General features: G+C 66.1%; 8 protein-coding genes. 5 read left to right on the top strand and 3 right to left on the bottom strand.

What is annotated here, in order from left to right:
• Positions 1 to 142: 142 nt before the first annotated feature.
• Positions 143 to 1,342 (top strand): TIGR03087 family PEP-CTERM/XrtA system glycosyltransferase, encoded by a 1,200-nt coding sequence (locus FF090_RS12315; RefSeq protein WP_138857005.1) that lies wholly within the window; start codon positions 143 to 145, stop codon positions 1,340 to 1,342.
• Complete coding sequence (locus FF090_RS12310) at positions 1,339 to 2,061, top strand: tetratricopeptide repeat protein (protein ID WP_138857004.1); 723 nt, start codon at positions 1,339 to 1,341, stop codon at positions 2,059 to 2,061. The genes FF090_RS12315 and FF090_RS12310 overlap by 4 nt, the downstream gene beginning before the upstream one ends.
• A 13-nt stretch (positions 2,062 to 2,074) precedes the next feature.
• Here the strand turns inward: FF090_RS12310 and FF090_RS12305 are convergent, their stop codons facing one another.
• On the bottom strand, positions 2,075 to 3,760 hold the full coding sequence (locus tag FF090_RS12305; RefSeq protein ID WP_138857003.1) for an asparagine synthetase B family protein: 1,686 nt from the start codon (positions 3,758 to 3,760) through the stop codon (positions 2,075 to 2,077).
• Between the two features lie 290 nt (positions 3,761 to 4,050).
• On the opposite strand from FF090_RS12305, the gene FF090_RS12300 reads away from it, so the two are divergent.
• Together FF090_RS12300 and FF090_RS12295 are read left to right on the top strand one after the other, a co-directional pair.
• Positions 4,051 to 5,091: a polysaccharide deacetylase family protein gene (locus FF090_RS12300; protein ID WP_138857002.1), complete on the top strand. Its 1,041-nt coding sequence runs from the start codon at positions 4,051 to 4,053 to the stop codon at positions 5,089 to 5,091.
• 35 nt (positions 5,092 to 5,126) lie between these two features.
• Positions 5,127 to 6,044, top strand: coding sequence for a GNAT family N-acetyltransferase (locus tag FF090_RS12295; RefSeq protein ID WP_175423639.1), 918 nt, complete (start codon positions 5,127 to 5,129; stop codon positions 6,042 to 6,044).
• A gap of 12 nt (positions 6,045 to 6,056) precedes the next feature.
• Here FF090_RS12295 and FF090_RS12290 read toward each other — a convergent pair whose 3' ends face one another.
• Entirely contained in the window at positions 6,057 to 7,508 is a 1,452-nt protein-coding gene (locus tag FF090_RS12290; protein ID WP_138857000.1) for a lipopolysaccharide biosynthesis protein, read from the bottom strand.
• A gap of 201 nt (positions 7,509 to 7,709) precedes the next feature.
• Here FF090_RS12290 and FF090_RS12285 point away from each other — a divergent pair, with 201 nt between their 5' ends.
• Positions 7,710 to 9,647, top strand: a complete 1,938-nt coding sequence (locus tag FF090_RS12285; RefSeq protein ID WP_175423638.1) for an acyltransferase family protein — start codon at positions 7,710 to 7,712, stop codon at positions 9,645 to 9,647.
• Here the strand turns inward: FF090_RS12285 and FF090_RS12280 are convergent.
• Positions 9,629 to 11,836 (bottom strand): heparinase II/III family protein, encoded by a 2,208-nt coding sequence (locus FF090_RS12280; protein ID WP_138856998.1) that lies wholly within the window; start codon positions 11,834 to 11,836, stop codon positions 9,629 to 9,631. The two genes, FF090_RS12285 and FF090_RS12280, sit on opposite strands and share 19 nt — an antisense overlap.
• Positions 11,837 to 11,875 lie beyond the last annotated feature (39 nt).

The following is an 11,875-nucleotide window of genomic DNA, read 5'->3' as shown; positions in this document are numbered from 1 at the left end:
GGGCGGCTCCGTTCATGTCCTCCACCGGTCGCCTTTCGGCGCCCGGCTCCTCCTTTACTTCACTGCGCCGCCCACCCTACGCCCTCGCGCTGCGGTGCACTGGCAGCCTGCGACGAACTGCTGAAGTTAGATCAATAGAGCAATGAAGATCCTCTACCTCTGCCACCGCTTCCCTTTCCCCCCGAAGCGCGGCGGCAAGATCCGTCCCTTCAACATGATTCGGCACCTGCAGGCCAGTGGGCACCAGGTGACGGTGTGTTCGCTCAGCCGCTCGGATGCCGAGACGGCCGAGAGCCAGGGGATTGCCGAGCACTGTGAGCGCTTCCACATCGGTCAGGTCAGGGAACCCGTGCAGTTCATTCGCATGGTGCTGCGCCTGCCCCTGCTCACGCCCTCGTCGATGGGCTACTTCTACTGCAGCGACACGGCGGCCGAGGTCAAGCGCCTGCTGGCGGCCGAGCGCTTTGATCTGATCTTTGTGCATTGCTCGTCTGTGGCCCAGTACGTGGAGGACGTGCAGGGCATTCCAAAGATCCTGGACTTCGGCGACATGGACTCGCAGAAGTGGATCGAGTACGCGAACTACAAGCCCTGGCCGCTCAGCTGGGGCTATCTGCTCGAAGGCCACAAGATGCTGCGCGCCGAAAAGGCCTTGGCGCGCAAATTTGATCTGTGCACGGCCACCACCCGGGCCGAGTGGCAGACGCTGGAAGACTACGGCACCGGTGCCAAGACGGACTGGTTCCCCAACGGCGTGGATGCCAGTGCCTTCAGCCCGGCAGCGCCCGACCACCACGACCCCGATCTGGTGAGCTTCATCGGCCGCATGGACTACTACCCGAATCAGGAGTGCATGCTGCGCTTCTGCCAGGAGGTGTGGCCCATCCTGCGGGCGCGCCGTTCCAGCCTCAAGCTGACCATCGTGGGGGCCGAGCCGCCGCCCTTCATCCGCGCGCTGGGCGAACTGCCCGGTGTGACCGTGACCGGCTCGGTGCCCAAGGTGCAGCCCTATGTGCTGAAGAGCTGCGTCAATGTGGCGCCCCTGGCCATTGCGCGCGGCACGCAGAACAAAATCCTGGAAGCCATGGCCATGGGCGTGCCCGTGGTCACCAGCCCGGCGGCGGCGGGTGGTGTGGATGCCGTGGCCGGCGAGCACCTGCTGGTGGCCGACAGCGCCCAGGACATCGCCGACGCTGTGCTGCGCGTGGTGGAAAGCCCGGCTGAGCGCGCGCGATTGGCCCAAGCCGGCCGCGAGCGTGTGCTCAGCCACCACGACTGGGCCGCCTCGATGCGGCGGTTGGACGGCATCATTGCGCGTTGTTTGCAGGGAGGGGCAAAGTGAGGCGCGTACTGCTGAGTTTGGGGTTGGGCTTGATGCTGCTAGGGCAGGGCGCGATGGCAGCTGTGAACAACCGGCCCACCGCGAGCTGTGGTGGCTTCCCGCGTGCCGACAACGGCCCGCACGACTACACGGTGGTTCGCGACCATCGTTTGCATGTGGTTGAGGAGCACCACTTCACGCCCAATATCGAGTCGCTGATCAGCGGCAACAGCTCGGCTTTTGTCAGTGTCGAAATCAGCTTTGTGTTGCGCGCCTTTCCCAACCACCACCGCGCCCTGATGTCGATCATTCGGTTAGGCGAAAAGCAAAAGACCGACAACCCGAAGGGCTCGCAGTACTCCATCCCCTGCTGGTTGGAGCGCGCTGTGCACTTTGCGCCGCACGACCGCATCACCCGCATGATTTATGCAGGTTGGCTGGGAAAGAAGGGCAAGCTGGACGACGCCGTCAAGCAGTTGGAGGCCGCCGAGCGCTTGGCCGAGGGGAATGCCTTCTCGCTCTACAACATCGGGCTGGTTTACCTGGAGTTGGGCCTCTTCGAGCCCGCGCTGGCCAAGGCTCATCAGGCCCAGGCCCTGGGTTTCAATCGCACGGGCTTGGCGGACTCATTGAAAGCTGCGGGCAAATGGCGCGAACCACCACCACCCGCTGAGCCTGCTTCGGCGTCGGCGGAATCGTCCTCGGAGCCTGCCAGTTCATCGGCCTCAGCCCCGAGCTGAGGCCCGCCTCAGCTCAGCGCAGCCGCCATTCCGGCCGGTGATGCTGGAGCCACTGCTCCAGCATCATCAGGATCCAGACCATCTCACCGTAGTAGCCGGGGTGGGCCGGCATCAACTCGGTCAGCAATTCTTTGATGAAGGCCGGTTGCACCACACCGCGCGCGGCCAGGGCCTGCACCGAATCGGTGGCCAGTTCGCGCAAGGGAGCGTGGCGGGTGGCCCAGGTGCCGAAGGGCAGGCCGAAACCGTGCTTTTGCTTGGTGATGATGGCTTCGGGCAGGAAGCCGCGCAGCGCCTCCTTGAAGAACCAGCGCAGCTTCAGGCCCTTGAGCTTGTATTCGGCGGGCAAGGTCAGAGAAAAGTCGAGCAGCGCTTCGTCCAGTAGCGGGTAACCCACCGTCACACCCGCCAGCTGGCAGCTGCCGCGCACCTTGGGCAGGTCGCTCTCGGCCAGCGTGAAGCGCCAGTCGAAGGCCAGCATGCGGTTGAGCTCGGCGTGGTCGGGTACCGCGTCCCAGACGGCCTGCTGCAAGCGGTTGGGGCCGTCGGTGGCGATCTGACCCAGGAAGCCGGGCGTGAGCACACGCTCCATCCCCAGCCGGCGCAGCAGGTTGTACATCTGCAGGCGCGCGGGCATCGGCACCTTGGCTTGTTCGATATAGCTGCTGCCCTTCTTCAGCAGCGGCACCTTGGCCATCACGCTGTTGTCGAACAGCGGCTCCAGCAGGGCGCTGCGCAGCAACTGCGGCACGTCCTGGTACCAACCGAACACGCGCTGTTTGGCATAGCGGCTGTTGCCGCCGAACAGTTCGTCACCGCCGTCGCCGGCGAGCAGATGCGTCACGCCATCGGCCTTGGCCTGAGCCGCGCAGAAGTAAGCCGGCACCGCCGACGAGTTGCCAAAGGGCTGGTCCAAGTGCTGGGCGAGCTTGGGGATGCCGGTGACGAGGTCGTCCGGCGTCACGTAGTACTCGTGATGGCGCACGCCGAAGTGCTGCGCGGCGATGCGCGCGTAGGCCATTTCGTCGTACCCTTCAGCCTCGAAGCCGATGGAATAGCAGTCCGCCGGCTGGCCCGTGACCTTGGTGATCATGCCGGCGACGGTCGAGCTGTCGGTGCCGCCGCTCAGGAAACAGGCGGCCTTGCTGCCGTCCAGTTGCGAGCGAACGCCTTGTTCGACCAAGCGCAGGAACTCGGCCTTCAGCGACTCGAACTGGGCACTCTTGGGTTCTTTGAAAGTGGGTGTCCAGAAGGGCTTGAGGGTGAGGCGCCCCATGTCCCAGAGCGCCATATGGCCCGCACTGAGGCGCTGCACGCCTTGGAACACGGTCTCGGGCGAGGGGATGGCGTGGAAGTAGAGATAGTCGAACAGTGCCTGGGCCTCCAGGCCGTCGCCCGGTCGGGCCAGGGTGTCGGCGCGGGCGGCATAGCGCAGGCCTTCAGCCTCCACCTTGAAGCACAGGGTCTCGATGGCGAAGCGGTCCACCGCCAGCAGCAAGCGATCGCCGCTGAGCGGCAGGGCCACGGCAAAGCCGCCGCGGATGCGGGCCAGCGCGGGTGCCGGATCGGCCGTGCCCAGGTCGTGGGCCCAGGCGGACCAGGCTGCCGCCGCACCTTGCTCGCGGCACAGGCGCTGGTGTTCAGGTTGATCAAAGCGGGGCGAACCCAGGCTCAAGACGTCTTGGAGGGCGTGGCTCATCAGGGCGGGAGCGGCAGGAAAGGCTGCGCGCAAAGGGGATTCAATCTGGGCGGGGATTACCGGAGCGGGATTGTGCGTGAGGGGCAGGCGCTCGCTACGGGCGCCCCGTCGACTCGGGGGGGATGCACGACCCGAGTCATTGTTCACAGCGCTTGTTGCTCTCAATCCGTGTTCGGTGCAAAGCTATGTCACAGTTCGGGCTGTAACCAATCGTGAGCCGCTCGATCGGCCGCACCACAGTCCATCCTGAGATGGCACAGGGAGAATGCATGGGTAGGCAGGCGGATCGCTTGCGTGTCGTACTGAGTGCCGACATCGAATTCGACATCAATGGCGCTTTGACCTATCCGCGTACCCAGACACCTCGCGGGGTGGAGTCGGTGTTCCGCGAATGCGTCGGCGGTGACCAGGGCCTTGGTTTTCTCGTCGACACCCTGGACCGCCATGGTCTGGTCGGTAGCTTCTTCGTCGAAACCCTGGCTGCCCGTCATTTCGGCGTGGAGTCGATCCGGCATTTGGTGGATCGCATCGGGCAAAACGGGCAAACCCACGAGATTGAACTCCACGTTCATCCGGAGTGGCAACACCTGGGTCAGGACGATTGGCGTGATTCATTGCACACAGCCCGGGAGCAGGGCTGGCGCCCCAACCCCTGGCTCGCCAGCCTGAGCCCGAGCGATTTTGAAAGCTTGCTGGAAGAGGCCATCGAGAATTTCCAGGCCGCCACCGGGCGACGGCCCTGTGTGTTTCGCGCGGGCAGCCTGAGCATTGCGCGCTCGATGTATCCGGTCTTGGCGCGCCATGGGCTGCACATGTCCTCCAGCGTGGGGTTGGCGATCAATCCACCCAAGGACCCTGAACTGGGTCTCTGGCATCGCGCGGCGGCGTTCGATGGCGTGAATGAAGTACCGGTGACCAGTTTTTCGGACTTGGGTCTGGGCCATTGGAAACACCGTCGCTTGCTCACCATCGCTGGTTGTACCTTCGCGGAGATCCGCAAGCTGCTGGAGCAGGCCCATGCCCGGGGCTGTGGACCGGTGGTGCTCCTGACGCATGCGTCCGAGTTTTCGGTGGCCGTGGAGCCGAGTGACAGCCGACGCTTCTTGCCGCTGGAGGTCAATATGCGGCGTCTGCAGGAACTCTGTGCCTATCTGGCGGCCCAGTCGGATCGATTTGACGTGACGACTCTGGCGGCCTGTGCCAGCTTGCCCGCCACTGCGGCACGAGAGGAGCGACCGCTGTCGATCGGACCTTGGCAATGGCCGCGTCGCTGGGCCGATGCGCATGCGGTCCAGCGGGTCACGGTGCGTGCCCAGGGGCCGCAGCTATGAGGGGCTTGGGCGCCGAAGCTTTTCGCCCCCGCCCCATGCGCTACCGACTGGGCGAGTTGCTGCTGGCTCAGTGGTGGCCACGGTTGGCCCTGGTTCAGGCAGACCCGCAGCAAAGTGCCGAAGCGCTGCGCGCGCAGTTGCCGCCGAGCCTGCCTGAGGGGGGAGAGGGCTTTGTGGTGCGGGGTGCGCCGGCAGCGGGCTTTCCGCTGGGCGTGCGCCGCTGTGGGGCCTATGTCGAGTATGTCGCCCGCCACGATCCCTTGCATGTGGTGGATGTCGCTGGTCCGTTCGACGACTACCTGCGGCGCCAGTTTTCACCCAAATCACGTCAGAACCTGCAACGTTCGGTGCGCAAGGTGGATGCCCTGGCCCCGGCCGGCGCACTGGCTTGGACGGTCGCCACGGCGCCTGGGGAGATGGCAGCGTTCCTGCGGCAGGCCGCCGCCATTTCGCGCCACACCTACCAGACCAAGATGTTGGGCGTCGGGCTGGAAGACAACGCCAGCACCCTTGCCGCCTTCGAGGCCGCCGCCCATGAAGGGCAGGCGCGTGGCTATTTGCTGCATGTCGGGACACAGCCTGTGGCCTTTGCCTGGTGTCGAGGGCAGGGGCGGCGCATGCTCTACGACACCATCGGCTATCTGACCGAGCACTCCGCCCATTCACCCGGCGCGGTGCTGCTCTTCCACATCCTGGCCGATTTGCACGCCGCGGGACGCTGGGATGTACTGGACTTTGGCCCCGGCGAAGCCCAGTACAAAGCGCATTTCGCCACACGCTGCGATACGGCTGTGGACCTCTATTTCGTGCAGTCCCAGGGCCTCAATGGCGCGCGATTGCAGGCCCATTGGATCTTGTTGCGGGCCTCGATGGCCTTGAGCCATTGGCTCGACAGAACCGGACTGAAGAAGCGCATCAAGCAATTGGTCCGCCGGCTGCGCGGGGTCCGCTAAGCCTCAAAAGGCTCAGGCCGAGCGGTCGCGCCGTCGGCTCAAGCGGGCCAGCAGCGGGCGCAGTTCGCGGGCCAGCGGATGATCCAGCAATAGCAGGCCCGCCACCCCGGTGATGGCGGCGCCCACGCCGCCAAGGCCCAAGGCCAGCAGCGGTTGCGCCGGGCTCCAGCCCAGCCACAGCATGGTGGCCAGGGGCGGCAGGGCGCTGAACCCAGCCACGGCCGCACTTTTGCCCAGGCCTGCTAAAAAGGTTGGAAGCGCAAAGCCCAACACCTGCCGGGTGGTCCTCAGCCACAGCGTGGTGCCCATTGCGGCCGCAATGATCAGGCCCCAGACCATGGGTAACACGCCGAACCAGGCCCCAATGGCAGCTGCCAGCACGGTGGTGCCAGCAGCCTTGGCCATGGTCGGAGGCAATCGTTCCGAGGCGCCTGAGCCCACCAGCACCTGGAAGCACAAGGCAGCGGGCAGGCTCAGGGCCATGAAGAGGGCCAGCCAGCGGGTGATCTCGACCGAGCCCTCCCACTGCGGGCCGTAGAGCACCCGGATCAGAGGCTGCGCCAGCAGGGCCACGCCGAGCGCAAAGCTCCAGCCAATCACCGTGACGTAGGCGTTGCCACGCAGGAAGGCTGCCCCCAGATCGCCGCCCTCGCGCTTTTGCTGGGCGAACAGCGGCATGGCCACGGCGTTCACCGAGTCCGTGACCAGGCGGGCGAATAGCGCGATCAAGCCGTTGCCGCGCGAATAAAGGCCTACCGAGGTCATGCCCTGCAGCTTGCCCAGCACCAACTCGGGTGCGCCCTGGGCCGCGGTTTCCATCATGGAGGTGGTGGTCAGCCGGGTGCCAAAGCGCAGCACGCGGCCGATCTCCTGGGTGCCCGGCAAGAGCGGGAAGTCGGGTGGCCGGAAGGCCAGCGATACCAGGGCGTTGACGACGATGCTGGCCAAGGAGCCCCAAGCCAGGCTGATGGCGCCCAGGCCCCACCAGGCACACAACACCCCCACCACGGCGCCCGCCAGCGTGGCCGAAAAGCGCATCACGGTCAGGGCCTCGAAGCGCATGGTGCGCATCAGCCAGGCATAGGTCAGCGAGCCAAAGGGGTTGACCAGATAGCTCAGTGCCAGCAGGGCCATGATGCCGCGCATGCGCGGCTCATCGTAGAAATGCGCCACCGGCCAGCTGGCGGCCAGGGTCAGCAGCGCCATCCCCAGGCCAATGCCCAACTGCAGGGTCCACACCGCGCGGATGCGCTCCGGCGTGAGCTCAGCCTCCTGCACCAGGTACTGCCCGGCTCCGAAGTCGCGCCAGGCGGTGACGAAGGAGAGCAGCACCATCACCACCGAGAACACGCCGATGTCGGCCGGCGTCAGCAGACGCGCCAGCACCATCGAACTGACGATGCCGATCACCAGGCTGGCGTTGCGGTCCAGAAAGGAAAAGACGAGGGCGCGGCGAACGGACAAGGCGCGGAAAGACCTGGGTGCGAGGGGAAGGAGAGGTGCGGTCTGAAGCGCCACCCGAGGCGGGGGGCCAGGATCCGCAGTGCGGGGCGGCGCATGTTAGCCTGCGCCGCCTTTTCTGCTGCTCAAGCCCCCCTTGAGCGCAGGGCACGGCGGGCGCGCGATCCGTGGCCGCTGACCCGGATGGCTGCACCGAATCCCTCCATGGTTTTGAACTTTCGTCCTGAAGTCCAAGGTTTGCGCGCGCTGGCCGTTCTGCTGGTAGTGCTCTACCACGCGGGATTCCCAGGCCTGCGAGCCGGTTTCGTTGGCGTCGATGTGTTCTTCGTGATCTCGGGCTACTTGATCACGGCCCTGCTCCAGGCGGAGTACGCGCAGACCGGACGCATCGTGCTGTCGGCGTTCTTCGCGCGTCGCATCAAGCGCCTGCTACCCGCAGCGCTTGCAGTTCTCGTGGTTGTTGGCAGTGTCGGGGTTTGGCTCTATCCCCCGGGCGAGCAAGCCGAGTACCTCAGCACGTTGCGCGCGGCAGGGCTCTATGTGTCGAACGCCTGGTTGGCTGCTCGCTCACTCAACTACTTCGCGCCAGCTAGTGCCGAGAACCCCTTGCTCCATACCTGGTCCCTGGCGGTGGAAGAACAGTTCTATTTGGTGTGGCCATTGCTGACCCTTTGGGCTCTGGGTTGGCGCAAGCCGGCCGCACCGTGGCGTCGCCCACTGATGCTGCTCATTCTGGGGGCTGTCTCGTTGGCGGCCTGCTGGTATTTCACCGTCAAGGTCCAGCCCTGGGCTTTTTTCTTGACGCCCATGCGTGCCTGGGAGTTTGCGATCGGGGCATGGCTGGTTGGTAAGCGCGCGGAAGGTTGGCAGGCCACGGTAGGGGCTGTTGCCGGATTGGGATTGGTGCTGGGAAGTGCCGCGTTGATGCCCAGCGCCGCGGTGTATCCGGGGCTTTGGGCCGTCGGACCCGCGCTTGGCGCCGCTCTCTTGTTGTGGTCGTTGGCCGGTGAACAATCCGCAAATTGGCTGCGCCGGCCGTTGAGCGCCCAGCCCCTGGTTATCTTGGGAGACTTGTCTTACTCCCTCTACCTGTGGCACTGGCCTGTCTTGGTGGCGTTGGCCGTGCTCTGGCCCAACCCTGATGGGGTTCAGCGCGGGCTGGCCCTGCTACTGGCGCTGGCTTGCGCGGCAGTGAGTCTGTACGGGATCGAGAACCCGATTCGACGCCGCGCCATGGCCTCGCGATGGGTGCTGGCGTTGGGGGCAGTAGCTACTTTGCTCATGCTGGCGCTCAGTAACTGGGCCATGCACCGTGCGGCCCAGCACGGCGACGACGGGTTGGCGCACATCGAAGCGGCAGCAAGTGATCGACCTCGGCTCTATGCCCTGAACTGTCACCAGTTCTTCTTCGATGAACGGCCCGCTCCTTGCTACTTCGGAGCGGCCGCCTCGGCGCCCGTGGTGGCGCTGGTCGGCGATTCCCACGCGGCGCAGTGGTTTCCTGCTCTGGAGGGCTTGGCACTGCGTGAGGGTTGGAAGCTTGTGACGATGACCAAAGCCTCCTGCCCAATTTGGGACTTGCCCCTGCACAGCCCGCCACTGCGGCGTCGGTATTGGGAGTGTGAGCGCTGGCGTGATGGGGTGCTGGTGGAGTTGCAGCGTCTTCAGCCCCAACTCATCCTGATGGCCAGCGCGAATCACTATGGCCTTGCTGAAGCAGAGCAAGTTCAGGGTTTGGTTCGTTATGCGCAACGTGCGCAGCAAGCAGCCGGGGAAGCCAAATTGGCCGTACTGCGTGACACCCCCAGGCCCGGCTTCAACCCGGTGCGCTGCTTGGCCCGCGCGCATTGGCGCGGGCATCAAGCTGAGTCGTCTTGCCCCATTTCAGACAGTGATGAGAAGGTTTGGCGCGAGCGTCTCGCTGAGCAGGAGCGTAGGGCATTGAGCACCATAGGCCTGCGGTATGTTGACCTGAGTGCCAGCCTGTGTCCGCAGCGCCGCTGTGAGTTGCAGCGCAATGGGGCATGGATGTACAGCGACGATCAACACCTCAGCGCCAGTTTCGCTTCGTCACTTGATAGAGCATTGGAGTTGTCGCTCCGTGGACAAGCGCTGTTGCCGCTTCAGACCGGCGGCAAATAGCGTCCCAGCAGCACCACCGCCGCAGCGGCCCAAACCAGCAGCGCGAGTAGTGGGAGAGCCGGGCCATGGGTCAAGCGCGCAAGCGACGTTGGCGCAACGGCCGGGCTGCGGCGCAGCCACAGCCAGCGCAGCAGGAACAAGGTTTCCAGCGCGAGCGTCAGGGCCAGCACGCCCTTGCTGGCCGTCAGGCGCTGCGGCAGCAGGGAGCGCCAGGGGGGGTGGGCCTCCAGGGCCTGGGCCATGGCCTGGCGCAGCGGCTGTACATCGGGCGCGGCCATGCGCTGGATGGGGGTCTGCACGGCGCCGAACTCAATCACATCCCCCCGGCGCTCCAGGCGCTGGGCCGCTGAACCTTCCCCCCAATTGAGCGTCCAGTGCTCGGCATCTTGGTGCTGCTCCCAACGCAGGCCCAGGGGCATCGGGGCGCGGCCCAGTTCGAACAGGCTGGCCAGCACCATGTCCGGGCCGGCGCTGCGGATGTGCAAAGCATCGCTGCGCTCGGGCACGCGGCGCACCGTGGTCCAACCTGCGGCCACGTGCTCAGGGCCTGAGAGGCGTTCGATCTGCAGCCCACTCTTTGCCTTGCCGTCCTGTGGCGCCGCCGGTGTCGCCACTTGCACTTGCAGGCGCAGGCCATCGGGGCGCGGATCGCTAAGCCAGCGTTGGTTGTCCTGGCGGCTGAGCAGCACCTTGGGCGCAAAGTTCCAGTAGAGCTGCGGGCCGTCGCGCACGCCGCTCAGAAAGTCCAGCACCAGCAGGCGCTCAGGTCCGAGCTGCAGCACCTGACGGCGCAGGCGGGCCCCGTCGGCGCGTTGGCGCTCCACGTCCAGCAGTTGCAGATCGGCACGCTGGGTCTGGCCCAAGAGTTGGCTGCTGCGCTCGGTCTTGAGCGTCTCTTGTCGCCCATGCGGGGCGTTCGAGGCCGCCCAGCCGTAGGACTCGTTGGTCAAGGCCAGGCCATACGGCCAGTAGCCCACCGGGTTGATCCAGTCCTGCCCCTGGGCCCACCAGTTCAGCCCGCCCTCGTCGGCATGCTTGTGGCCGTGGCGCGGGTGGTGCGCCCAGCTCAGCATCAGTTGCGAGGCCTGCGGGCTGCCCAGGCCCTGCCAGTTCACAGCCCAGGCTGCCACCGGCATCAGCAGTGACTGTGGGGCGCCGGCTTCGGTGAGCCACTGCAGGGGGGCACTGCCGGATGGGGCGTAGAGCGGGCGCAGATGGCGGGTGTGCGCATCACTGTTGCCAATGCCGGGCACGCTGGTGTCGGGGCGCTGCAGGGCTTGCAGCACGGTATCGGCCCCCTGCACCGCGCGGTCCAGTTCAGGCCAGGCCGGTAGGCCCTGGAGGTGACGCAGGCGCTGCGCCAAGGTCAGGAGCTTGGTGCCGATGGCGTGGTAGCGCGGCGAGTGTTCCAGGATGGCCCCCTCGGGGGAGACGTAGAAGGGCAGCTGGAGGCGCAGGCGGCGCTCGGCCTCAGCCCGCCAAGCCGGGGCCTCGGGCAGTTCGGGGAAGGCGGCGGTCAGCTGCAGCAGGCCCACGCTTTGGATCCAGCCGTGGTTGGTGCGGGCCGTGAAGTGGCGCGCATCGGCCAGCAGGCGCGCGCTGCGCTGGGCCAGGGCCAGTACCTCGGCGGCGGCATCGCTTTGCAGCCAGCCGGCTTCAGCGCGGCGCAGCTGCCAGAGTTGGATCAGCACCGATGCACGGTTCGCAATGGAATGGTCGTTCCACAAAAAGCCCTGGTCCCAGCGCCGGCCCTTCTCATGGCGCGCGAACTGCAGGATGCGGGCTTCGGCGGCGTCCAGCAGGGCAGGGTCGCGCAGTTGCTCGTACTCGTTGAGCAGCAGACGTTCCAGTCCCAGGCCGGCCATGAACCAACGGAAGGTGGGTGGGCCCTGCTCAATGTCTTGCGGGTAGCCGGCCAGGGGATGGCGGCCCCAGGAGAGGCCAGGGATGTCGATCGAGCCCGCGCGCAGGGCAGCCGCGCCGGTGCCGGGCGCGATTGCCAGCAGATCCAGCTCGGCCAGATCCATGCGGGCCAGCTCGATCAGGCGCTCGGGCGGGCTGCGTTGGATGTCCACCGGGCGCAGGCTTGGGGCACTGCGGTCGTATTGGTGATGGCTCCACTCGGGCCACCACAGGGCAGCCAGCAGGGCCAGCGGAGCGGCCCAGCGCAGAAGGGTCAGTGATTTCATGGGGCATGGGCGGCCGCTGAGCTGCCGCCAAAAGTGGTC

Origin of the sequence: Inhella inkyongensis, from assembly GCF_005952805.1 — a bacterium.
Classification (GTDB): domain Bacteria; phylum Pseudomonadota; class Gammaproteobacteria; order Burkholderiales; family Burkholderiaceae_C; genus Inhella; species Inhella inkyongensis.
Note: the sequence above shows the minus strand (reverse complement) of the source record. Positions and strands in the feature narration are given on the sequence as shown.

Excerpts from the sequence above, each read along its gene's own strand:
- FF090_RS12315 (WP_138857005.1), top strand. The coding sequence starts at position 143 with ATGAAGATCCTCTACCTCTGCCACCGCTTCCCTTTCCCCCCGAAGCGC.
- FF090_RS12295 (WP_175423639.1), top strand. The coding sequence starts at position 5,127 with ATGCGCTACCGACTGGGCGAGTTGCTGCTGGCTCAGTGGTGGCCACGG.
- FF090_RS12305 (WP_138857003.1), bottom strand. The coding sequence starts at position 3,760 with ATGAGCCACGCCCTCCAAGACGTCTTGAGCCTGGGTTCGCCCCGCTTT.
- FF090_RS12280 (WP_138856998.1), bottom strand. The coding sequence starts at position 11,836 with ATGAAATCACTGACCCTTCTGCGCTGGGCCGCTCCGCTGGCCCTGCTG.
- FF090_RS12285 (WP_175423638.1), top strand. The coding sequence starts at position 7,710 with ATGGTTTTGAACTTTCGTCCTGAAGTCCAAGGTTTGCGCGCGCTGGCC.